Here is a 21,994-nt window from a genome sequence, read left to right as displayed (position 1 = left end):
ACGCCCGGCAGCCCCGGTGCGTCCGGTATCCCCGGCACCCCCGGCGCGTCCGACACCTCCGGCACGCCCGGCCACCCCGACAGCCCCGGCCGTATCGTCCTGCTCACCGCCAGCCACCGGGTCGCGCCCGGCCTGCTCTCCTGGCCGGCCTGGCAGACGCTGCACGCCGCCGACCGGGTCCTGTGCGCCGACCCGGACCACCCGCAGCTGCCCTACCTCCGCGAGGCGGGCGTCCACGTCGAGCACGCGGCCCCGTCGGCCGGTGAACTGGTGGACGCCTGCGCGGGGGGCCGCACGGTGGTGGTCCTGACCGGCGGCGAGGGGAACCAGCCCCTCACCGACGGCCTGGCCCGGCTCGGCGGCTCGGGCCGGGTGGCCATGCCGGACCTGGAACTGCTCCCCGGCTCGTACGACCTCCCCGGCGCCCGCCTCCTGGACCTGGTCCAGGTCATGGACCGGATCCGCCGCGTGTGCCCGTGGACCTCGCGGCGGACGCACCGGGGCCTCGCGAAGTACGCCATCGAGGAGGCGTACGAACTGGTCGAGGCGATCGAGGACGGCGACCGGACCGAGCTGCGCGAGGAACTGGGAGACGTACTCCTCCAGGTCGTCTTCCACGCGCGCATCGCGGAGGAGGACCCCGAGGAGCCCTTCGACGTGGACGACGTGGCGGGCGGCCTCGTCGAGAAGCTGATCCACCGCCACCCGCACGTCTTCGGCGACGAGACCGCCGAGACCCCGGAGGACGTCCACGCCCACTGGCTCCGCACCAAGGCCATCGAGAAGCAGCGCACCTCGGTCACCGAGGGCGTCCCCCTCGGCCAGCCCGGCCTGGCCCTCGCCGCCAAGCTCGGCAGCCGCGCCCGCACGGCCGGTCTCGACGTCCCCCTCCCCACGGGCGACACCATCGGCTACGAACTCCTCGCCCTGGCCGTCGCCGCCGAGGCGACCGGCACCGACCCGGAGGCCGCCCTCCGTGCGGCGGCCCGCGCCTACCGGGACGCGATCGTGGCGGCGGAGGGCGGGGCGGGTTAGTACGGCCCCATCAGGGGCGTCGTGAAGGGCGGGGACGGGCGGGCCCGACGGACGGGAGGTGCCGAAGGACACGGCGGTCGGCGTGGACAACTGCCGCCGTACGGTGGCTGGACGGCCTGGAAGGCCACGGGGGCGAGCACGGGCTGACCCCGGGGATCCTCGCGGACCTCCCACGGCCGCGCGTGCCGGTGCCGGCCACGACGGACGGAGGCCTTCCCCCGCTCCGCGCGGCCACCGCCACCCCGCCCGATACGGTCGTGGAGTGAACGACACCCCCGCCTGCCCCCGCACCGCAGCCCCCGAAAGCGCCCCCGAACTCTTCACCTGGGAGTTCGCCACCGACCCCTACCCCGCCTACGCCTGGCTCCGGGAGCACAGCCCCGTGCACCGCACCGCGCTGCCCAGCGGGGTCGAGGCCTGGCTCGTGACGCGGTACGGGGATGCCAAGCAGGCGCTCGCGGACGCGCGGCTCTCCAAGGATCCGGCGAACCACGCGGGGTCCGCGGCCGCCAAGGGGAAGACGGGGATCCCGGGGGAGCGCAAGGCGGAGTTGATGACGCATCTCCTCAACATCGACCCGCCGGACCACACCCGGCTGCGCCGGCTCGTATCCAAGGCGTTCACCCCGCGCCGGGTCGCGGAGTTCGCGCCCCGGGTGCAGGAGCTGACCGACCGGCTGATCGACGACTTCGTCGAGAAGGGGGAGGCGGACCTCATCCACGACTTCGCCTTCCCGCTCCCCATCTACGCCATCTGCGATCTGCTCGGCGTCCCGCGCGAGGACCAGGACGACTTCCGGGACTGGGCGGGCATGATGATCCGCCACGGCGGCGGCCCGCGCGGCGGGGTGGCGCGGTCGGTGAAGAAGATGCGCGGCTATCTCGCCGAACTCATCCACCGGAAGCGGGAGAACCCCGGCGACGACCTGATCTCCGGGCTGATCCGGGCCAGCGACCACGGCGAGCACCTCACCGAGAACGAGGCCGCGGCGATGGCGTTCATCCTGCTCTTCGCCGGGTTCGAGACGACGGTCAATCTGATCGGGAACGGTACGTACGCCCTGCTGCGCCATCCCGAACAGCGCGCCCGGCTCGAAGAGTCGCTGGCAGCCGGCGAGAGTGCGCTGCTGGCCACCGGGATCGAGGAGCTGCTCCGGTTCGACGGGCCGGTGGAGCTGGCGACCTGGCGGTACGCCACCGAGGCGCTGACGCTCGGCGGGCAGGAGATCGCGGCCGGGGATCCGGTGTTGGTGGTGCTGGCGGCGGCGGACCGGGACCCGGAGCGGTTCACGGATCCGGACACGCTCGATCTGTCACGGAGTGACAATCAGCATCTCGGCTACGGTCACGGAATCCATTACTGCCTGGGAGCGCCGCTGGCCCGGCTGGAGGGCCAGGCGGCGGTCGCGACGCTGCTGAAACGCCTTCCTGGCCTGCGACTTGCGGCAGAACCTGCCGATTTGCGCTGGCGCGGCGGGCTCATCATGCGTGGACTGCGCACGCTGCCGGTGCAGTTCGAGCCGGGACGCCGGCTCGGGGAAGGTGACACGCTGTCACCTCTGTGACTTTCACGTGATCTGCGCTGCACCGACTTGTGACATGCGTTCGAGTCCCGCTAGGTTCACGGTTCGACGCGTCGGCCGGCCGTTCACCGTTGGCCCGTCCGTCACTTGCGCAACCTGCGCCACGCGCACGCGCAACGGCTCCACGCCCACGCGCATCAGCTTCATGCTCCTCAGTTCCTGCTTGTCAGTCGCACGGAAGGCAAACTCCATGGGCTCCGCGAACGGCAGACACCGCCGCCCTCGTCAGGCACCCGCCATCGTCGTCGCCGCAGGGGTGACCGGATCGGCCATCGCTCTTCCGCTCCTCGGCGCGACCGGCGCACACGCGGCCGACGCCACCACCTGGGACCGGGTCGCGGAGTGCGAGAGCGGCGGCATGTGGAGTGCCGACCTCGGCAACGGCTACTACGGCGGGCTCCAGTTCTCGCAGGAGACCTGGTCGGCGTACGGAGGCACCGCCTACGCGGAGCGGGCCGACCTCGCCAGCCGCTCGCAGCAGATAGCCGTCGCGGAGAAGGTCCTGGCGGACAAGGGTCCGCAGGCGTGGCCGAGCTGCGCGGTCATCTCGGGCCTCGCGGTGGACGGCAGCCTGCCCGGCGTCGACCCCGGTACGACGCCCTCCGCCGACCCCACCCAGGACCCGACGACCGCTCCGGCGGACGAAGCGGATGAAAAGGGTGAAGCGGGAGAGTCCGGTGAAAAGGATTCAACTGGCGTGGGCGGTAAGCCCGGCAGCACCGGCACGGGCGAGAAGGGGGACGGGACGGGCGGCGGCAGCGATGCGCTCGACCCCTCCGGTGAGTCTTCCGCCCCGCCCGCCACCGGGAAGACCGGGAAGGCCGGTGAGGCCGGTTCCCCCGACGCCTCCCGGCCCTCCATCCCCGACCGCTCCGGCGGCGGCAAGCACCGGGGCGCCCCGGCTCCCGAGGAGACCGGGGCGGTGGGCGAGGACGGCCCCCGTGAGTCCGGCCGGCACGCCTCGCGGGGTGCGGGCGACGCGCGGGACGGCGGCGCGGTCGCCGGGGGCGGGTACACCGTGCAGCCCGGCGACAACCTCTGGGCCATCGCTGACGCACAGGAACTTCCCCAGGGGTGGACCGGCCTGTACGAGGCCAACAAGGACATTCTGGGCTCCGACCCGGACCTGATCCTTCCCGGCCAGAGCCTGGACCTGGGGCTGGGCGAGGACGCTGCGGAAGGTGCCGGTGCGGCGGCCGGCGAGACCGCCGACGAGGCCGCCGAGGCGCCTGCCGCCAACTGATCGAACCCGGCGAAACACCTCAAAATCGAGGGCAGTTCAGAGGCCTATGTCCACTTATGCGTAAGTGAGACATGGGTCTCTTTGCTTCAACTGGCACGTCATGGCCGCCCGCTCGGCGGAGATCCCCTCCGACCTGCGGAAACGGCCCGTCAAGGTCAGGCGGTAAGCCTCGATTGGGGCGCTATGTCCGTCTTTGAATGTCGGGGTTGCCTGTGTTTACGGTCGGAGCCGCTCGCACCGCGGGCCCCGTCGACCGTCACGCCGAATCCTGCCGTCGGTCGGAGGGAACAGACGCGTAAAGCGCCGTAGGCAGGAGCGGGGGACCCAGGTAGGCCGCCGGGTCCGCACGGCCTCGTCGACGTCCAGGACGGAGACGGGAACGTACGGGACCGGCTTGGGGTGAAGCCGCGCGCAAGGTCGCGCGGCCGGGCAACTCATCAGTCCGAACCCGACAGCTCACCTCGTAGGCGTCGGTGAGGAGATTCGTTCCATGCTGCTGAACAGCAAGGGCAAGCACCGCCGCCCGTCCAAGGCCACCCGTCTCGCCACCCTGGTCGGCGTCACCGGTGCCGCCGTGGCCGTCCCGCTGATGGGCGCCACCAACGCCTCCGCCGCCTCCGTCTCCACCTGGGACGCCGTCGCCCAGTGCGAGTCCGGTGGCAACTGGTCCATCAACACCGGCAACGGCTACTACGGCGGGCTGCAGTTCTCGCAGTCCAGCTGGGCCGCCGCCGGCGGTACGCAGTACGCCCCGCGCGCCGACCTGGCCACCAAGGGCCAGCAGATAGCCACCGCCGAGCGCCTGCTCGACATGCAGGGTCCGGGCGCCTGGGCCTGCGCCGGTGCCGGCGGTCTCACCAACGACGGCGTGGACCCGGGCGTGAGCACCGGCTCCGGCCAGTCCACCGCCAAGACGCAGAAGGCGCAGCCCGAGCGCAAGGCCGAGCAGCCCACCACGCGCAGCGAGCAGCGCACCGCCCCGGCCGCCCCCAAGGCCGAGAGCTCCAAGAAGACCGTCACCACGCCGACCGGCAAGAAGGTCAAGAAGGGCGACGGCGAGTACAAGGTCGTGGCCGGTGACACCCTGAGCAAGATCGCTCAGAAGGAAGGCGTCAAGGGCGGCTGGAGCAAGCTCTTCAAGCTCAACGACGACATCGTCCAGGACGCGGACCTGATCTACCCGGGTCAGCAGCTGCACCTGAAGTAACCGCAGCGTCTCCTCCCCGGAGGGAGGGGGTCCGGCGGCACCCTCCCTCGCACGGCTCCCCGGCCCGGCGCGCTACTCCCCCCGTGCGCGCCGGGCCGGGGCATGTCCGTGTGGGGGGCCCGCGTTCCCGGGGTCCGAGGGGCTCCTCCGGCCGGGGATGCGTTCACCTCTTGTCGGCAGCGCTTATTACCGGCCAGTAGATTTCTGGAGTTTTGTCCCGTCATGCGGGTCCTTGGGTCCTTTTTCGTCCCAGGAGGCGGGCGGTCGGCCGACTGACGCGGCCGGGCCGGTTAGGCTCGTGTCGCAAGGCCACAGTGACCCTGCACAACCAGTGTCATATCCCAGAAGGAGATGCCTCGTGCCGTCCATCGACGTCGTCGTAGCCAGGGAAATCCTCGACTCCCGGGGCAACCCCACGGTCGAGGTCGAGGTCGGCCTCGACGACGGCAGCACCGGCCGTGCTGCTGTTCCGTCCGGCGCCTCCACCGGTGCGTTCGAGGCCATCGAGCTTCGCGACGGTGACCCCAACCGCTACCTGGGCAAGGGTGTCGAGAAGGCCGTCCTCGCCGTCATCGAGCAGATCGGCCCGGAGCTGGTCGGCTACGACGCCACCGAGCAGCGCCTCATCGACCAGGCGATGTTCGACCTGGACGCCACCGAGAACAAGGCCTCGCTCGGCGCGAACGCCATCCTCGGCGTCTCGCTCGCCGTCGCCCACGCCGCCTCCGAGGCATCCGACCTGCCGCTCTTCCGCTACCTCGGCGGCCCGAACGCGCACCTGCTGCCCGTTCCGATGATGAACATCCTGAACGGCGGCTCGCACGCCGACTCCAACGTGGACATCCAGGAGTTCATGATCGCGCCGATCGGCGCGGAGTCCTTCTCCGAGGCCCTGCGCTGGGGCGCGGAGGTCTACCACACGCTGAAGAAGGTCCTCAAGACCAAGGGCCTGTCCACCGGACTCGGTGACGAGGGCGGCTTCGCCCCGAACCTGGAGTCCAACCGCGCCGCCCTGGACCTCATCGTCGAGGCCATCAAGGAGGCCGGTTACGTCCCGGGCCGCGACATCGCGCTCGCGCTCGACGTCGCCGCGTCCGAGTTCTACAAGGACGGCGTCTACGAGTTCGAGGGCAAGTCCCGCTCGGCCGCCGAGATGACCGAGTACTACGAGGAGCTGGTCTCCGCGTACCCGCTGGTCTCCATCGAGGACCCCCTGTACGAGGACGACTGGGCCGGCTGGAAGGTCATCACCGACCGCATCGGCGCCAAGGTGCAGATCGTCGGCGACGACCTCTTCGTCACCAACCCGGAGCGGCTGGCCCGCGGCATCGAGGAGGGCTCCGCCAACGCCCTGCTCGTCAAGGTCAACCAGATCGGTTCGCTGACCGAGACCCTGGACGCCGTCGAGCTGGCCCAGCGCAACGGCTTCAAGTGCATGATGTCGCACCGCTCCGGCGAGACCGAGGACGTCACCATCGCGGACCTCGCCGTCGCCGTGAACTGCGGCCAGATCAAGACCGGCGCCCCGGCCCGCTCGGACCGCGTCGCCAAGTACAACCAGCTGCTGCGCATCGAGGAGATCCTCGACGACGCCGCCGTGTACGCGGGCCGCTCCGCCTTCCCGCGCTTCAAGGGCTGACCGGCCCCCGGGGCTGACCCGTAGCCGTAAGACGGTAGCCTCCGTCCGTCCCCGCACCCGGTCCCGTACCGTGTGCGGGGACGGACGTGCGTAACGGGGAGGCGGGAGACATGGCCGGGAAGGACCGCGACCGGTTCTCCACCGCGACCAGGCTGCGGGTGCTCGGCGAGCAGACCGCCGCCCGCGTCTACCGCTCCCAGAACCGCCGTCAGGCCCGCCGCTCCCGGCTGACCGGCCGGGCCGCCTTCCTGGCGCTGGTGGTCTGCTCCCTGGTGGTCGCGCTCGCCTACCCGATGCGCCAGTACGTCTCCCAGCGCGACGAGATCGCCGAGCAGGAGCGGCTCGCTCAGGAGGCGAAGGTGCGCACCGAGGAGCTGCGGGACGAGAAGGCGCGGCTCCAGGACGACGCGTACATCGTGCGGCTGGCCCGCCAGCACCTCCATTACGTCCTCCCCGGGGAGACCGGTTTCACGGTCGCCGATCCCGACGCGGCCGAGGACCGCCGGGGGGAGCCGGGCTCCGGCCACCGCCCCTGGCACTCCAACCTCTGGGACGGTGTGGACAACGCCGACCGTGAGGACGGCGACTGACCCCACGTACCGACGCACCGGCCGGTCCGCACACCGGCCCACGCGCCACCGCACCCCGCACCGCCCCCTTCCCCGACGAGCTTCCGAGCAGAACCAAGGCAGGCATGGAAACGCCCCCTCCGCAGACCGAGTCCACCAAGCCCACCGACGCGGACATCGCCGCGTTCGAGCAGCAGCTCGGCCGCCCGCCGCGCGGCCTGCGCGCCATCGCGCACCGCTGCCCGTGCGGCAACCCGGACGTGGTGGAGACCCAGCCCCGTCTGGAGGACGGCACGCCGTTCCCGACGACGTACTACCTGACCTGCCCCCGGGCGGCCTCGGCGATCGGCACGCTGGAGGCGAACGGGGTCATGAAGGAGATGACGGCCCGTCTGGAGACCGACCCGGAGCTGGCCGACGCCTACCGGGCCGCGCACGAGGACTACATCACCCGCCGGGACGCCATCGAGGTGCTGGAGGGCTTCCCCAGCGCGGGCGGCATGCCGGACCGGGTGAAGTGCCTGCACGTCCTGGTCGGCCACTCGCTGGCCGCCGGGCCCGGGGTGAACCCGCTGGGCGACGAGGCCATCGCGATGCTGCCGGAGTGGTGGGCCAAGGGCCCGTGCGTCACGTCGTGCGCGCCGAAGGCCGAGGACGGCTGGACGGTGGACGAGGGCGACGGGGGCCACTTCGCCTTCCGCCCGGTCGACGGCCCCGCCGAAGGGCAGGGCGCGTGACCCGGGTCGCCGCCGTCGACTGCGGTACGAACTCGATCCGGCTCCTCGTCGCCGACGCGGACCCCGCCACCGGCTCCTTCACCGAGCTGGACCGGCGGATGACGATCGTCCGCCTCGGCCAGGGCGTCGACCGGACCGGCCGGCTCGCCCCCGAGGCGCTGGAGCGCACCTTCGCGGCCTGCCGCGAGTACGCCGCCGTGATCGGGGAGCTGGGCGCCGAACGCGTCCGCTTCGTCGCCACCTCCGCCTCCCGCGACGCCGAGAACAGCGCCGACTTCGTGGCCGGGGTCCGGGACATCCTGGGCGTCGAGCCCGAGGTGATCACCGGTGACCAGGAGGCGCAGCTCTCCTTCGACGGCGCCACCAAGGAGCTGACCGGCGGCGACCATCTGGCGAAGCCGTACCTGGTGGTCGACATCGGCGGCGGCTCCACCGAGTTCGTGCTCGGCTCGGACGAGGTGGCGGCGGCGCGGTCCGTCGACATCGGCTGCGTACGGATGACCGAGCGCCACCTCACCGAGGACGGCGCCGTCGTGGACCCGCCCACCCACGACCGGGTCGCCGCCGTCCGCAGGGACGTCGAAGCCGCCCTGGACGTGGCCGCTCAGTCCGTGCCGCTCACCGAGGCGGCCACGCTGGTCGGTCTGGCGGGCACGGTCACCACGATCGCCGGGATCGCCCTGGAGCTGACGGCGTACGACTCCGAGGCCATCCACCACTCCCGTGTCACCCGCGGCCAGGTCCGCGCGATCACCGAGCGCCTCCTGCGGTCCACCCACGAGGAACGCGCCGCGATCCCCGTGATGCACCCCGGCCGCGTCGACGTGATCGCCGCGGGCGCCCTCGTCCTGCTCGCCGTGATGGAACGGACGGGCGCCCACGAGGTCGTCGTCAGCGAGCACGACATCCTGGACGGGATCGCCTGGAGCGCCGCGTAACCGTCCGGCAGGGCGGCGGGTGCGGGAGCGGGGGAGGGGCGTACGACATGGGGGACGGTGTGCCGCGTGGGGCCGTCGAGCGGATGGAACACCATCAGGTGGCCGTCTATCTCGCCGCGATGGCCCTCGGTGCCCTGCTCGGTCTCGCGGTCCCCTCTCTCGGGCCGGGTCTCGAGCGGCTGATCAACCCCGTCCTCGGGGCGCTGCTGTTCGTCACCTTCCTTCAGGTCCCGGCGGCCGAGCTGCTGCGGTCGCTGCGGGACGGGCGGTTCCTCTCCGCCGCGCTGGTGGTGAACTTCCTCGTGGTGCCGCTCGTGGTCGCCGCGATGTTCACGTTCCTGCCCGCCGACCGGGCGGTGCGGCTCGGGGTGCTGCTCGTGCTGCTCTGCCCGTGCGTCGACTACGTGATCGTCTTCAGCGGTCTCGCCGGGGGGTCGGCCCGCCGGCTGCTCGCCGCGACCCCGCTGCTGCTGGTCGCGCAGATGGCGCTGCTGCCGGTGTTCCTGTACGCGTTCTTCGGGCCGGGGCTGGGCGACATCGTGGAGGCGGGGCCGTTCCTGGAGGCGTTCGCCTTCCTGATCGTCATCCCGCTCGCGCTGGCCTGGGGGCTCCAGGCCTGGGCGGGGCGCGGGGGGAGCGGGCTGCGGGTGTCGGAGGCGGCCACCACGACGATGGTCCCGCTGATGGCCGCGACCCTGCTGGTGGTCGTCGCCTCCCAGGTGCCGAAGCTGGGCGGGAACCTCACCGACGTCGCCGCCGTCATCCCCTTCTACGCCGCCTTCCTGGTGGTGACGGCGTTCGCCGGGAAGGCGGTGGCCCGGGCCTTCCGGCTGGACGTGCCCGGCGGGCGGGCGGTGGTCTTCAGCGGGGCGACGCGCAACTCCCTCGTCGTGCTGCCCCTCGCGCTCTCGCTGCCCGACGCCTACGCGATCGCCGCCGTCGTCGTGGTCACGCAGACCCTCGTCGAGGTCATCGGCATGGTGGTCTACGTGCGGGCCGTTCCCCGGCTGCTGCCGTCCGTTCCGAGGGCCTGAACCCCGCGGTCGCCAGGCTGCTCAGAAGCGTCCCCGACCGCACCTTTGAGCTGGGAAAAGGCCTCCGGGAGGGGGCTTTGGGCACCGCGCCACGCCGAACTTCGTGAACTTCTTCACAAGGAATTCGGCCCTCTTGGGCGCAGTTCCGGCGCGCAAGGGCCGTCCGGGCCGTACAGAGGGCCCCGCGGCAGGCGTACGGGCGCGTTCCAAGGGTGTTGCGCGGGTGTGAAGAGGGGCGGGCGTGCGGCCCTCCGGGAGGGCCAAGGGCCAGCTCACAGGGGGTCAGGAACGATTCCCGGGCCGACGGGGTTCCCTTTCCGGCCCATGACCTGGGTCACGCGGGCGGCGAAGTGTAGCAGAGGGTGGCTCAATCCTTGTGAAGGGGCTCACGAGCACCCCCCTGGGGCGGGGTGGATACTCGATGGCATGAGCACCACGGAGCGTCCCAGGATCCTCGTTGTAGGCGGTGGGTACGTAGGCCTGTACGCAGCTCGTCGCATTCTGAAGAAGATGCGGTACGGGGAGGCGACCGTCACGGTCGTCGACCCGCGGTCGTACATGACGTACCAGCCCTTCCTCCCCGAAGCTGCCGCAGGCAGCATCTCGCCTCGGCATGTCGTCGTCCCGCTGCGACGCGTGCTGCCCAAGGCTGAGGTTCTCACCGGTCGTGTCACGACCATCGACCAGGACCGCAAGGTCGCCACGGTCGCGCCGCTCGTCGGCGAGGCCTACGAGCTGCCCTTCGACTACCTGGTCATCGCGATGGGCGCGGTCTCCCGTACCTTCCCGATCCCCGGCCTCGCCGAGCAGGGCATCGGCATGAAGGGCATCGAGGAGGCCATCGGCCTGCGCAACCACGTCCTGGAGCAGCTGGACAAGGCTGACTCCACGACCGACGAGGACGTCCGCCGCAGGGCGCTGACGTTCGTCTTCGTGGGCGGCGGCTTCGCCGGCGCGGAGACCATCGGCGAGGTCGAGGACATGGCCCGCGACGCGGCGAAGTACTACACCAACGTGAAGCGCGAGGACATGCGCTTCATCCTGGTCGACGCCGCCGACAAGATCCTTCCCGAGGTCGGCCCGAAGCTGGGCTCCTACGGCAGGGAGCACCTGGAGAGCCGTGGTGTGGAGGTCTACCTCTCCACCTCCATGGACTCCTGCGTCGACGGCCACGTGGTGCTCAAGAACGGTCTGGAGGTCGACTCCAACACCATCGTGTGGACCGCCGGTGTGAAGCCGAACCCGGCGCTCTCCCGCTTCGGTCTGCCGCTCGGCCCCCGCGGCCACGTCGACACCACCGAGAAGCTCCAGGTGCAGGGCACCGACTACATCTGGGCCGCGGGCGACAACGCCCAGGTGCCGGACATGGTCGGCCGCCGCGCGGGCAACCCGAACGCCTGGTGCCCGCCCAACGCCCAGCACGCGCTGCGGCAGGCGAAGGTCCTCGGCGACAACGTGATCTCCGGCATGCGGGGCTTCCCGCAGAAGGAGTACAGCCACGCCAACAAGGGTGCGGTCGCCGGTCTCGGCCTGCACAAGGGCGTCGCGATGATCGTCATGGGCAAGGTGAAGATCAAGCTCAAGGGCCGTCTCGCCTGGTACATGCACCGCGGCTACCACGGTCTGGCCATGCCGACCTGGAACCGTAAGATCCGGATCTTCGCCGACTGGACGCTGGCGATGTTCCTCAAGCGCGAGGTCGTCTCGCTCGGCGCCATGGAGACGCCGCGCGAGGAGTTCTACGAGGCCGCCAAGCCGGCCCCGGCTCCGGTCGCCGCCGCGAAGCCCGAGGGCGAGAAGGCCAAGGCCTCCTGACCCCCGGGTGACCGCTCCGCGAGGAGCACCCCGTACGACGCCCGAAGGGGCCGTCCGCCATCCGTGGTGCGGACGGCCCCTTCGGCGTGTCCACGGCTCGCCGCCGCGCGCTTTGCCCATTCGTTGCCCGCTGGCGGGATGACGGAGCGTGGCGGAAGAGTTGACGGAGAAGTACGGCGTACTGGCACCGCGGCACATGACGGCGAACCATGAGTGCGTACGTACGCAGTGAGCTTGTTGTGTTTGTCGGGGAAACACCACCACGGAGGTGTGCGCCATGGCACGCGCCGCATCGCGGCTGACCGCTCTCGCCGAAGAGCTGCTCTCGGAACCCCTGCCGGTCCGCATCAGGGCCTGGGACGGCAGCGAATCGGGTCCGCCCGGCGCCCCCGTTCTCGTGATCCGCCACCGCCGTGCCCTGCGCAGGCTCCTGTGGAAGCCGGGAGAGCTGGGCCTGGCCCGCGCTTGGGTGGCCGGGGAGATCGACGTCGAGGGCGATCTGTACGAACTCCTCGACCGGCTGTCCGGGTTCCTGTGGGACCGGGGCGCGGATGCCGAGGACGCGGTCCACCCGGTCCGCGACCCCGCCGTGCGCGCCTTCGCCGCCGGCCTCCTCAAGCTGGCCGGACCCTGGCCGCCGCCCGCCCCGCCCGTCGAGGAGGTCCGCCGCCGCACCGGGCCGCTGCACACCAGGCGCCGCGACAAGGAGGCCATCAGCCACCACTACGACGTGGGCAACGACTTCTACGCCCTCGTCCTCGGCCCCTCCATGGTCTACTCCTGCGCCTACTGGGAGGACGGCGGCACCCTGGAGGAGGCCCAGCGCGACAAGCTCGACCTGGTCTGCCGCAAGCTCGCCCTGAAGGAGGGCGACCGCCTGCTGGACGTCGGCTGCGGCTGGGGCTCCATGGCCATCCACGCCGCCCGCGAGTACGGGGCACAGGTCACCGGCATCACCCTCTCCCGGGAGCAGGCCGCCCACGCCCGCAAACGCATCGCGGAGGAGGGGCTCACCGACCGGATCGAGATCCGCGTCCAGGACTACCGGGACGTCGCCGACGGACCGTACGACGCGATCTCCTCGATCGGGATGGCCGAACACGTCGGCTCCGTCCGCTACCGCGAGTACGCCGACGTCCTCTTCGCCCTCCTCAGACCCGGCGGACGGCTGCTCAACCACCAGATCGCCCGGCGCCCCGAGAAGGACGAGGACGCCTACCGCATCGACGAGTTCATCGACTCCTACGTCTTCCCCGACGGCGAACTCGCCCCGGTCGGCCGCACCCTCTCGCTTCTGGAGGAGGCCGGGTTCGAGGCCCGGGACGTCCAGGCGCTGCGCGAGCACTACGCGCTGACCCTGCGCCACTGGGTGGCCAACCTGGAGCGCCGCTGGGAGGAGGCCGTACGGGCCACCTCACCGGGCCGGGCCCGGGTCTGGCGGCTCTACATGGCCGCCTCCGCGCTCTCCTTCGAGCGCAACAGCATCGGCGTCAACCAGATCCTCGCGGTGCGCCCCCAGGACGGCGGGTCCGCCCGCCTGCCGCTGCGCTCCCGGGCCTGGACGGAGCAGCCGGGGGAGACGGTGCAGGCAGCGGAGGCGGAGCAGCCGGGCGGCTGACCCGTACGCCCGACGCGCGCGGGGCCGACCTCCGTACGCCTCGGGTACGGGCGAGGGGCCGGTGCACCGCTCTCCAGCGGTGCACCGGCCCCTCGTCGTCCCTGCGTCCCGGCCTCCCCGGGTCCCGGCTACTCCGTCTTGATCGCCGTCAGCATGTTGAGCCGGGCGGCGCTGCGTGCGGGCCACAGCGAGGCGAGGACGCCCACCAGGCCGGCCAGGGCCAGGAAGACCGCGAGGCGGTCCCACGGGATGACCAGGGCGTAGCCGGGGATGTCGTCGGCCAGGGTCTGGCCGATCGCCCAGCCGAGGAAGACCCCGAGGCCGACCCCGATCACCGCGCCGAAGACCGAGATGACGACGGCCTCCAGACGGATCATCCGCTTCACCCGGCGGCGGTCGAGCCCGATCGCCCGCAGCATGCCGATCTCCTGCTGGCGCTCGAACACGGACATCGCGAGGGTGTTGACGACCCCGAGGACCGCGATCAGCAGGGCCATGGCGAGCAGCCCGTACATGATGTTCAGCGCGGTGTTGACGAAGCCGCCGAACATGTCACGGATGTCCTGCCGGTCCATGACGCTCATCGCCGGGTTGTCGCCGAGCGCGTCCACGATGGACTGCTCGTTGGCCTTGCCGGCGCCGCCGTCGGCCTTGATCCAGATCTCGCGGATCTCGGGGCGGGAGGCGGCGCTGTGCCGGTCGGCCAGCTCCTTGGGGATCACGAAGGTCGACAGGAAGTCGTTCTCCTTGTAGACCGCTCCGATCGTGATCTCGCCCTTCTTGTCGTCGTCGAACTTCACCGGGAGGGTGTCGCCGGTCTTCCAGCCGTTCGACTTCGCGGTCTTGGCGCCGACCGCGACCTGGCCGTCCTTCAGCGAGGCGAGCGAGCCGGAGACGGTGTCCAGCGAGAAGATCTTCTCCACATCGCCCGGGTTGACGCCGGAGGCGGACTGGTACTCCCCGTCGACCTCGAACCAGGCCGCCTGCTGCGGCGAGATCGCGGCGACGCCGTCGGCCTTCGACAGGGCGGTGAGCGCCGACTCGTCGAGCGAGTCCCCGCTGGCCATCGTGACCATGTAGTCGGCCTTGATGTTGTCCGTGGTCATCTTGTCGATGGCCTGGCCGAGGGTGACACCGAGGACCGAGATGCCGGTGACCAGGGTCAGCCCGATCGCCAGGGCGGAGGCGGTGGCTCCGGTACGCCGCGGGTTACGGACCGCGTTCTGCGAGGCCAGCTTCCCCGAGACGCCGAACAGCTTCTTCAGCAGCGGCCGCACCAGGGCGATGACCGGGCGGGAGAGCAGCGGGATCAGGATGATGATGCCGATCAGGGCGAGGAAGGCGCCCGCCGCGACCAGGTAGCGGCCGTTCGTCCCGCCGGCGCCCGCACCGGCGACGATGCCCACGGCACCGGCCAGGGCGATGAAGCCGCCGATCGAGTTCCGTACGACGAGGGACTTGACGGTGGCGGTGGCGTGCACGCTGCTCATCGCCGCGACCGGGGCGATCCTCGCGGCCCGGCGGGCGGGCAGCCAGGCGGCCAGGACGGTGATCAGGACGCCGACGGCGAAGGCGGAGACGACCGCCGTGGTCGAGACGACCAGCGGACCGGCCGGGATCTTGCCGCCGAGGAGCCCCATCGCGGAGCGCAGCCCGGTGGCGAGGCCGAGGCCGAGGAGGAAGCCGATGACCGAGGCGAGCAGCCCGACGACGGCGGCCTCGATCAGCACGGAGCGCTTGACCTGGCGGCGGGAGGCGCCGATGGCGCGCATCAGGGCCAGCTCACGGGTGCGCTGGGCGACCAGCATGGTGAAGGTGTTGGCGATGAGGAAGATGCCGACGAAGAGGGCGATGCCCGCGAAGGCCAGCAGCATGGTGTTCAGGCTGGTCAGCCCGGACTCGATCTGCTTGGCCTGCTCGTCCGCGAGGGCCTTGCCGGTCTGGGCGGTGGCCTCCTCCGGCAGCAGCGGGGTGATCGCGTCCAGCAGCTTCCGGTCCGAGGCGCCCGCGTCGGCGGCCACGGTGGCGTTCTGGAAGACCCCGGGCTTCAGGTAGAGGTCCTGGGCGGTCGCGGTGTCGAACAGCACCAGGCTGCCGCCCGCGTTGACCGCGCCGTCCTCGGTGGTGAAGACACCGGAGAGGGTGTACTCCTTCACCGGGCCGTTGGTGGCGACCCGCACCGGGTCGCCCACGCGGTACTTGCCCTTGGAGGCGGTGTCCTGGTCAAGCGCGATCTGACCGGCCTTCACCGGACCGCCGCCCTGGGTGAAGTCGTACGCGGAGTCCTTGCCGTCCTCGCCGGGGGCGAAGTTGCCGCCGGTGTTGGACCAGCCGTTGCCGATGAGCTTGCCGTCGGGGTCGGCCACCCCGGCGAAGCCGCTGACCCGGCCGGTGACCGAGGCCACGCCGTCCACGGCGCGGATCTTGTCCAGGGTCGCGGCGTCGAGGCCGGGGGTCTTGTCGTCGCGCCCGCCGGCGTGGGTCTCCACGGCGACGGCGACGTCGTCGTAGCTCTTGGCGGACTGGTTGCGGAAGGCGTTGCCGAGGGTGTCGGTGAAGACGAGGGTGCCGGAGACGAACGCTACGCCGAGCATGACGGCGAGCACGGTCATCAGCAGCCTGGCCTTGTGCGCGAGCACATTGCGCAGGGCGGTACGGAACATGTCTGTGTGTCCTGGGATGGGTGCCGGAAGGGGGACGTGGAGCACGGCGGGCGGGTCTCGGTGCGGCGGGCCGTCGGACGGCGGCCGCTCCGGCCGACCGCGGGGGTCAGCTCGTGCGGCCCTTCGCGTCGAACGCCTTCATCCGGTCGAGGACCCGGTCGGCGGTCGGCTGGATCATCTGGTCGACGACCGCGCCGTCCGCGAGGAAGATCACCCGGTCCGCGTAGGAGGCGGCCACCGGGTCGTGGGTCACCATCACCACGGTCTGGCCCAGCTCGCGCACGGAATTGCGCAGGAAGCCCAGGACCTCGGCGCCGGAGCGGGAGTCCAGGTTCCCGGTCGGCTCGTCCCCGAAGATGATCTCGGGCTGCGAGGCCAGGGCGCGGGCCACGGCGACGCGCTGCTGCTGGCCGCCGGAGAGCTCGGTGGGCCGGTGCTTGAGCCGCTCCGAGAGCCCCACCATGTCGATGACCTTCTGGAGCCACGCGGCGTCGGGCTTCCGGCCCGCGATGTCCATCGGCAGGGTGATGTTCTCCAGGGCGGTCAGCGTCGGCAGCAGGTTGAAGGCCTGGAAGATGAAGCCGATCTTGTCCCGGCGCAACTGCGTGAGCTGCTTGTCCTTCAGCGTGGACAGCTCGGTCTCGCCGATGCGCACCGAACCGCTGCTGAAGCTGTCGAGACCGGCCACGCAGTGCATCAGCGTCGACTTGCCGGAGCCCGAGGGGCCCATGATCGCGGTGAACTCGCCCTGCGGGAAGTCCACGGTCACCCGGTCCAGGGCGACGACCTGGGTCTCACCCTCGCCGTAGACCTTCGACAGCTCCGTGGCGCGGGCGGCCACCGTGGTGGCGCGGTGAACGGTGGGGGTGGTGGTCACAGGGACGCTCCTGGTTCGGGGGGATGCGGATGCATACGGGGACGCGGCCCGCGCTGACGGCGGTGCCTCGGGGACTACTCCATCGTCACGTCCCGACGGCCCCGGGTCGTCACTCCCTATGCCCGTTCCCGTGGCCCCCTTGAGTCGCATCACCGGGGTGAAGGGGTCCTCCTCGGGTATGACACCGACCCCGAGGCTTCATCCGAGGGGCGGTCCGATGACTCAGGGTGATCTCCGTCGGCGGGCCGCGCGGACGCCCGCGGGCGCGGAGCGGACGGTCTCCCGGCCGGGCCGGAACCCGAGGGTGGCGAACCCCCTGGCGAACCGTGGCGCGCGCCTGGCGCATTGGGCCGTACGGGTGCGGCGACTTTCCGTCAATCCTGTACAGCCTGTTGCCGACCGGTAACCGGTGTGGGTGCGTGGTGAGACCGCGCGTATGTGCTGACGGTCCCTCAGGCGGTCAATAAAATAGGACAACATCGCGCCACTGTTCCGCTGATCGGGGGACGCCCCCGGATAGGGTCAGTTGCCAACGCGGAGCCGCGCGGCACGCCCGGATGGTGGAACGTAGACACGGCGAGCTTAAACCTCGCTGCCCCTCGGGGGCGTGCCGGTTCGAGTCCGGCTCCGGGCACCACGATTCTCACAGGGTGTGACCAGGTGTGACGGCGCGCGGACGGAGCGGTGTCTCCCGGGCCGGGAACGCGTCCGTACCGCCCCCGGACGGCCTACCGTGATAAAGATCCTCCCCTGGCACTAGGGTGCTTCTTTTGCCTACCCATTACTCTTGTCGCAAGGCCACGCAGTGTGGCCATGGAGGAGTGAGATGAGGAGCAGCAACCCGGTCTTCTCGCGACGGGGGTTCAGCCGCGACAACGGCCACGCGGGCTTCAACGCGGCGCCGCAGGCCGGGGCCGCCACGGCGGGGACCAACCCGTTCGCGCAGGGCACCGCCGCAAACCCGTACGCCACCAACCCTTACGCCCAGGGCGTCCAGCCCGGCGCCCCGGCGCCCGCGCGGACCGACGCGATGACCATCGACGACGTGGTGACGCGTACGGCGATGACGCTCGGACTGGTCGTCGTGGCCGCCGCCGTCGCCTGGTGGGCCATGCCGGTCGACCAGGCGAACCTGGGCACCGCCTACGGTGTCGCCATCGGCGCCGCGATCATCGGCTTCGTGCTGTCGCTGGTGAACTCGTTCAAGCGCCGGCCCTCGCCGCCGCTGATCCTGCTGTACGCCGCCTTCGAGGGTGTCTTCCTCGGCATCGTCAGCAACATCGTCAGCGTCTACGTCGCCCCCGGCGCCGCGATGCAGGCGGTGCTCGGCACGATGGCGGTCTTCGCCGGTGTGCTGATCGCCTACCGCACCGGTCTGATCCGGGTCACGCGCCGTTTCTACGGCTTCGTGATGGCCGCCGCCATCGGCTTCATGCTGCTGATGATGGTCAACATGCTGTTCGCCGTCTTCGGCGGCGGTGACGGCCTCGGCTTCCGCAGCGGCACGCTCGGCATCATCTTCGGCATCGTGGCCATCGTGATCGGCGCCTGCATCCTCGCCCTCAACTTCAAGCAGGTCGAGGACGGCATCGCGTACGGCGCCCCGCGCGAGGAGGCATGGCTGGCCGCCTTCGGCCTCACCGTGACCCTGGTGTGGATCTACATCGAGATGCTGCGCCTGGTCGCCATCCTCAGCGGCGACGACTGACCGACCGCTCGGGACCCGCACCACTCGTCGTATCCGCGGTACCGGAAGGGCCCGCAGGCATCGCGCCTGCGGGCCCTTCGGCGTTGCCGGGGAGTCGGGTGTGCCGGGAGGGGCGTCGGTGTTCACCGCCCTCGTCCGGTCCGCCTGCTTTCGCCGGTCAGCTTGTCCCCGCCGGTCTGGTCGTCCCTGCCGGTCTGGTCGTCCCTGCCGGTCTGCTCGCCCCGTCCGGTCCGCCTGGCATCGCGGTGGGAGGGGCGCGTAGGGTCCGGTGCGTGCTCGATACGACGCCTCTCATCCTGGCCGTGGACCGATTCGCCGACCGGCTGCGCTCGGCCCCGCAGAGCCGCCTCCAGCGCGGTGCGGCCGCCGAGGCGCTGGCCGCCGCCCGCGAACTCGCCGTACGGGCCCAGCGCGTCGAGAGCCCCGGCACGGAGCCTCGGGAGCTGCCGGACGCGGGGATGTTCGCCGTGGGCGACCAGCTCGCCGTCGCCGGGCGGGATCTGGCGGTGGCACTGGTGACGGCCCCGCCCGGAGAGCTGGACGAGGCCGTGCGCTATGTCGAGGGGGCGGCTGCGCGGGCTTTCGCGTGACCGCCGGGGGGGCGGGCGGGTGCCCGCAGGGTCGCGGAGCCGCGAGCCGGAACGGGTGCCCACCGGTCGGGCGGGACGGGTGCTTGCGGGTCGGGTGCCCACTGGTCGGGCGGGGACGGGTCAGAACGAGGCGATGACGCGGTCCGCGAGGATGTAGACGTTCTCCTCGCCGCAGGAGAAGGTCAGGGCGTAGGCGCCCGAGACGCCCGAACCGCCCAGCAGCACCGGCTGCCGGCCCGCCCGCAGCGCGTCCGCGAGCCGCTCGGCCGTCTCGCGGTGGCCGGGGGTCATGCAGAGCGTGGTGCCGTCGGCGAAGACGTACACATCGAGCGTCCCCAGCGGGCCCGGCCGCACATCGGTCAGCTCGGTGGCCAGGTCGGCCAGTTCCTCCAGCCGGCTCACGGTGCGCTCGTGGTCGGTGACCACCGGCGTCTGCACGGGGACGAAGTCCGGGTGCGAGGGGTGGCGGCGGCGTGCCGCGGCCAGCTCGGGGGAGTCCTCGGGGTGGTCCGCGATCTCCGTCAGGTCCGTGAACTCACCGGCGAACTCGCCCGCGAACTCGCCCGTGATGTCGGCCGTCTCGTGCTCCGCGAGGGTCCGCTCGCTCAGCTCCTCCATCGCCTCGGCCGCCTCGATGTCCAGCGACTCCAGACCCGCGAAGTCGGACTGGCGCGGAAGGTAGAAGGGGGTCTCCTCGCCGAGCACGGGCACCCCGCCCAGCAGCGAGGGGGTGTCCGCCGCGTCACGGGCCTCCTGGGCGGCCCAGAAGGCGCGCGCCTCGGCCAGCTCGCGCTCGCGCTCCTCGGCCAGCGCGTCGGCCACGGCCGCGCGTATCTCCTCCGCCGGGGTGGCGGCGTGACGGCTCTGCGGGGGCACCGACGCACCGAGAGCGCGTCCCTCGGCCAGCTCCGTGCGCAGGCCCGCGACCTGCTTGCGCAGCCCGTGAGCGGCATGCAGCGCGGCGGCGCCGACGGCCGTGGCAGCGGCGGTGGTCAGCAACAGGGCAAATGACATGGCGCTCACTGACAACTCCCGGTTTCAATCGATACCCCCGACTTCCTACATCAGCTTGGCCTGTAGTCGTACCGCCTGTCAGTGCATTACGTCACGAAATGGACAGGTCTTTCGGTCCTGTGTTTAGCCCCAAAAGCCCGTGACCTGGGGAAATGGCTCTCCCCCGGGACGCAGATCACATCCTGGGGGAGATTCGGTCACGGTCGGGGCTCGGCCGGATTCGGACACCCGGTGAGAAGGGAAGCCTGGGGCCGGTGCGAGCCCGTACGGGGCCTGCGGGGCTCGGCCCGGGCGCTCGTGCCGAGCCTCGTCTCCGCTGCGGGCACGCGCCGCACCCGTTCCCCGTGCGACCCCCGCCCTCCGCCGCGGCTCAGCTCAGGCGCTCGATCACCATCGCCATGCCCTGGCCGCCGCCCACGCACATCGTCTCCAGGCCGAACTGCTTGTCGTGGAACTGGAGGCTGTTGATCAGCGTGCCGGTGATGCGGGCGCCGGTCATGCCGAAGGGGTGGCCGACCGCGATCGCGCCGCCGTTGACGTTGACCTTCTCCAGCGGCAGGCCGAGGTCCCGGTAGGAGGGGATGACCTGGGCGGCGAACGCCTCGTTGATCTCGGCGAGGTCGATGTCGTCGATCGTCAGGCCGGCCCGCTTCAGCGCCTGCTTGCTGGCCTCGACCGGGCCGTAACCCATGATCTCGGGGGAGAGGCCGGAGACGCCGGTGGAGACGATCCGGGCCAGCGGGGTCAGGCCCAGCTCCCGCGCCTTGGTGTCGGACATGATCACCAGGGCGGCGGCGCCGTCGTTGAGCGGGCAGCAGTTGCCCGCGGTGACCAGGCCGTCGGGGCGGAAGACCGGCTTCAGGCCCTGCACGCCCTCCAGGGTGACGCCCGCGCGCGGGCCGTCGTCCTTGGCGACGACCGTGCCGTCCGGGGTGGTGACGGGGGTGATCTCCCGCTCCCAGAAGCCGTTCTTCAGGGCCTCCTCGGCGAGGTTCTGCGACCGCACGCCGAACTCGTCCATCTCCTGGCGGCTGACGCCCTTGAACCGGGCCAGGTTCTCCGCCGTCTGCCCCATCGAGATGTACGCGTCCGGGACGAGGCCGTCCTCACGCGGGTCGTGCCAGCTCGCGCCGGACTCCTCGGCGCGGGCGGCGGTGCGGGCCTCGGCGTCGGCGAAGAGCGGGTTGTGCGTGTCCGGGAGGCTGTCGGAGTTGCCCTTGGTGAAGCGGGACACCATCTCGACGCCCGCCGAGATGAAGACGTCGCCCTCGCCCGCCTTGATCGCGTGCAGCGCCATCCGGCTGGTCTGCAGCGAGGAGGAGCAGTAGCGGGTGACCGTACAGCCGGGAAGGTGGTCCATCCCCATCTGTACGGCGATGATGCGGCCCAGGTTGTTGCCCTGCTCGCCCCCGGGCAGGCCGCAGCCCAGCATCAGGTCGTCGATGTCCTTCGGGTCCAGCTCGGGGACCTTGGCCAGCGCGGTCTGGATGATCGTGGCGGTCAGATCGTCCGCGCGCAGGTCCTTGAGGGACCCCTTGAAGGCGCGGCCGATCGGCGAACGGGCGGCAGAGACGATCACGGCTTCGGGCATCACGCGGCTCCATGAGGGCTGGAAAGCTGGGTGGACGAGAGAACTCCCCTGGAAGCTACCCGGGCGTATCGCCCGGGTCACCCGGCAGGCCATGTGATGAGTGACTCTTTTCTAAGCGCTTGCTCAGGGTGGCC

Annotated in this window: 18 protein-coding genes, 1 tRNA gene and 1 riboswitch; of the genes, 14 read left to right on the top strand and 5 right to left on the bottom strand. The window is 71.4% G+C overall.

Annotated features, from left to right (window positions below):
- Positions 1-27 precede the first annotated feature (27 nt).
- Positions 28-1,035: a nucleoside triphosphate pyrophosphohydrolase gene (locus tag ACQ9ZG_RS12225; RefSeq protein ID WP_109914962.1), complete on the top strand. Its 1,008-nt coding sequence runs from the start codon at positions 28-30 to the stop codon at positions 1,033-1,035.
- 262 nt (positions 1,036-1,297) lie between these two features.
- Positions 1,298-2,599 carry a cytochrome P450 family protein gene (locus ACQ9ZG_RS12220; RefSeq protein ID WP_109914959.1) on the top strand — a complete coding sequence of 434 codons (1,302 nt, stop codon included), beginning with the start codon at positions 1,298-1,300 and terminating at the stop codon, positions 2,597-2,599.
- 3 nt (positions 2,600-2,602) lie between these two features.
- Here the strand turns inward: ACQ9ZG_RS12220 and ACQ9ZG_RS12215 are convergent, their stop codons facing one another.
- On the bottom strand, positions 2,603-2,764 hold the full coding sequence (locus ACQ9ZG_RS12215; protein WP_499280465.1) for a hypothetical protein: 162 nt from the start codon (positions 2,762-2,764) through the stop codon (positions 2,603-2,605).
- A gap of 43 nt (positions 2,765-2,807) precedes the next feature.
- Between ACQ9ZG_RS12215 and ACQ9ZG_RS12210 the strand changes: the two genes are divergently transcribed.
- The 9 genes from ACQ9ZG_RS12210 to ACQ9ZG_RS12170 all read left to right on the top strand — a co-directional run bounded on the left by ACQ9ZG_RS12210 (position 2,808) and on the right by ACQ9ZG_RS12170 (position 13,417).
- A complete protein-coding gene (locus ACQ9ZG_RS12210) occupies positions 2,808-3,860 on the top strand; it encodes a transglycosylase family protein (protein WP_499280464.1) in 1,053 nt (350 codons plus the stop codon).
- A gap of 291 nt (positions 3,861-4,151) precedes the next feature.
- Positions 4,152-4,345, top strand: a riboswitch (cyclic di-AMP (ydaO/yuaA leader).
- A gap of 5 nt (positions 4,346-4,350) precedes the next feature.
- Positions 4,351-5,067, top strand: a complete 717-nt coding sequence (locus ACQ9ZG_RS12205; protein WP_028417623.1) for a transglycosylase family protein — start codon at positions 4,351-4,353, stop codon at positions 5,065-5,067.
- A gap of 358 nt (positions 5,068-5,425) precedes the next feature.
- Complete coding sequence (gene eno / locus ACQ9ZG_RS12200) at positions 5,426-6,706, top strand: phosphopyruvate hydratase (protein ID WP_018492839.1); 1,281 nt, start codon at positions 5,426-5,428, stop codon at positions 6,704-6,706.
- Between the two features lie 110 nt (positions 6,707-6,816).
- Positions 6,817-7,296: an FtsB family cell division protein gene (locus tag ACQ9ZG_RS12195; RefSeq protein WP_084995012.1), complete on the top strand. Its 480-nt coding sequence runs from the start codon at positions 6,817-6,819 to the stop codon at positions 7,294-7,296.
- 104 nt (positions 7,297-7,400) lie between these two features.
- The gene (locus ACQ9ZG_RS12190; protein ID WP_109916545.1) at positions 7,401-8,012 is read left to right on the top strand and encodes a DUF501 domain-containing protein; all 612 of its coding nucleotides are present in this window, start codon (positions 7,401-7,403) and stop codon (positions 8,010-8,012) included.
- On the top strand, positions 8,009-8,950 hold the full coding sequence (locus ACQ9ZG_RS12185; RefSeq protein WP_109916544.1) for a Ppx/GppA phosphatase family protein: 942 nt from the start codon (positions 8,009-8,011) through the stop codon (positions 8,948-8,950). The genes ACQ9ZG_RS12190 and ACQ9ZG_RS12185 overlap by 4 nt, the downstream gene beginning before the upstream one ends.
- 83 nt (positions 8,951-9,033) lie before the next feature.
- Positions 9,034-9,984, top strand: coding sequence for an arsenic resistance protein (locus ACQ9ZG_RS12180; protein WP_258312291.1), 951 nt, complete (start codon positions 9,034-9,036; stop codon positions 9,982-9,984).
- Between the two features lie 426 nt (positions 9,985-10,410).
- Positions 10,411-11,799: an NAD(P)/FAD-dependent oxidoreductase gene (locus tag ACQ9ZG_RS12175; protein ID WP_109916542.1), complete on the top strand. Its 1,389-nt coding sequence runs from the start codon at positions 10,411-10,413 to the stop codon at positions 11,797-11,799.
- Between the two features lie 277 nt (positions 11,800-12,076).
- Positions 12,077-13,417: a class I SAM-dependent methyltransferase gene (locus ACQ9ZG_RS12170; RefSeq protein WP_099219456.1), complete on the top strand. Its 1,341-nt coding sequence runs from the start codon at positions 12,077-12,079 to the stop codon at positions 13,415-13,417.
- A gap of 128 nt (positions 13,418-13,545) precedes the next feature.
- On the opposite strand, the gene ACQ9ZG_RS12165 is transcribed toward ACQ9ZG_RS12170, so the two are convergent.
- Both ACQ9ZG_RS12165 and ACQ9ZG_RS12160 read right to left on the bottom strand, forming a co-directional pair.
- Entirely contained in the window at positions 13,546-16,080 is a 2,535-nt protein-coding gene (locus ACQ9ZG_RS12165) for an ABC transporter permease (protein ID WP_109916541.1), read from the bottom strand.
- A gap of 106 nt (positions 16,081-16,186) precedes the next feature.
- Positions 16,187-16,957, bottom strand: a complete 771-nt coding sequence (locus tag ACQ9ZG_RS12160; protein ID WP_028417631.1) for an ABC transporter ATP-binding protein — start codon at positions 16,955-16,957, stop codon at positions 16,187-16,189.
- A 551-nt stretch (positions 16,958-17,508) separates the two neighbouring features.
- On the opposite strand from ACQ9ZG_RS12160, the gene ACQ9ZG_RS12155 reads away from it, so the two are divergent.
- The 3 genes from ACQ9ZG_RS12155 to ACQ9ZG_RS12145 all read left to right on the top strand — a co-directional run bounded on the left by ACQ9ZG_RS12155 (position 17,509) and on the right by ACQ9ZG_RS12145 (position 19,255).
- Positions 17,509-17,594, top strand: a tRNA-Leu gene (locus tag ACQ9ZG_RS12155).
- A 189-nt stretch (positions 17,595-17,783) separates the two neighbouring features.
- Positions 17,784-18,665 carry a Bax inhibitor-1/YccA family protein gene (locus tag ACQ9ZG_RS12150; RefSeq protein ID WP_109916540.1) on the top strand — a complete coding sequence of 294 codons (882 nt, stop codon included), beginning with the start codon at positions 17,784-17,786 and terminating at the stop codon, positions 18,663-18,665.
- A 272-nt stretch (positions 18,666-18,937) separates the two neighbouring features.
- Positions 18,938-19,255: a hypothetical protein gene (locus ACQ9ZG_RS12145; protein ID WP_028417633.1), complete on the top strand. Its 318-nt coding sequence runs from the start codon at positions 18,938-18,940 to the stop codon at positions 19,253-19,255.
- Between the two features lie 120 nt (positions 19,256-19,375).
- Here the strand turns inward: ACQ9ZG_RS12145 and ACQ9ZG_RS12140 are convergent, their stop codons facing one another.
- Complete coding sequence (locus tag ACQ9ZG_RS12140) at positions 19,376-20,269, bottom strand: hypothetical protein (RefSeq protein WP_499280462.1); 894 nt, start codon at positions 20,267-20,269, stop codon at positions 19,376-19,378.
- Between the two features lie 370 nt (positions 20,270-20,639).
- Positions 20,640-21,860: an acetyl-CoA C-acetyltransferase gene (locus ACQ9ZG_RS12135; protein WP_028417635.1), complete on the bottom strand. Its 1,221-nt coding sequence runs from the start codon at positions 21,858-21,860 to the stop codon at positions 20,640-20,642.
- Positions 21,861-21,994: the final 134 nt, after the last annotated feature.

Origin of the sequence: Streptomyces araujoniae (assembly GCF_050871195.1) — a bacterium.
Lineage (GTDB): Bacteria > Actinomycetota > Actinomycetes > Streptomycetales > Streptomycetaceae > Streptomyces > Streptomyces bacillaris.
Note: the sequence above shows the minus strand (reverse complement) of the source record. Positions and strands in the feature narration are given on the sequence as shown.

What these genes read in the sequence shown, in the direction of transcription:
- ACQ9ZG_RS12165 (WP_109916541.1), bottom strand. Translation starts at nt 16,080, where the DNA reads ATGTTCCGTACCGCCCTGCGCAATGTGCTCGCGCACAAGGCCAGGCTG.
- ACQ9ZG_RS12170 (WP_099219456.1), top strand. Translation starts at nt 12,077, where the DNA reads ATGGCACGCGCCGCATCGCGGCTGACCGCTCTCGCCGAAGAGCTGCTC.
- ACQ9ZG_RS12215 (WP_499280465.1), bottom strand. Translation starts at nt 2,764, where the DNA reads ATGAAGCTGATGCGCGTGGGCGTGGAGCCGTTGCGCGTGCGCGTGGCG.
- ACQ9ZG_RS12205 (WP_028417623.1), top strand. Translation starts at nt 4,351, where the DNA reads ATGCTGCTGAACAGCAAGGGCAAGCACCGCCGCCCGTCCAAGGCCACC.
- ACQ9ZG_RS12140 (WP_499280462.1), bottom strand. Translation starts at nt 20,269, where the DNA reads ATGTCATTTGCCCTGTTGCTGACCACCGCCGCTGCCACGGCCGTCGGC.
- ACQ9ZG_RS12180 (WP_258312291.1), top strand. Translation starts at nt 9,034, where the DNA reads ATGGAACACCATCAGGTGGCCGTCTATCTCGCCGCGATGGCCCTCGGT.
- ACQ9ZG_RS12150 (WP_109916540.1), top strand. Translation starts at nt 17,784, where the DNA reads ATGAGGAGCAGCAACCCGGTCTTCTCGCGACGGGGGTTCAGCCGCGAC.
- ACQ9ZG_RS12210 (WP_499280464.1), top strand. Translation starts at nt 2,808, where the DNA reads ATGGGCTCCGCGAACGGCAGACACCGCCGCCCTCGTCAGGCACCCGCC.
- ACQ9ZG_RS12190 (WP_109916545.1), top strand. Translation starts at nt 7,401, where the DNA reads ATGGAAACGCCCCCTCCGCAGACCGAGTCCACCAAGCCCACCGACGCG.
- ACQ9ZG_RS12135 (WP_028417635.1), bottom strand. Translation starts at nt 21,860, where the DNA reads ATGCCCGAAGCCGTGATCGTCTCTGCCGCCCGTTCGCCGATCGGCCGC.
- ACQ9ZG_RS12195 (WP_084995012.1), top strand. Translation starts at nt 6,817, where the DNA reads ATGGCCGGGAAGGACCGCGACCGGTTCTCCACCGCGACCAGGCTGCGG.
- ACQ9ZG_RS12175 (WP_109916542.1), top strand. Translation starts at nt 10,411, where the DNA reads ATGAGCACCACGGAGCGTCCCAGGATCCTCGTTGTAGGCGGTGGGTAC.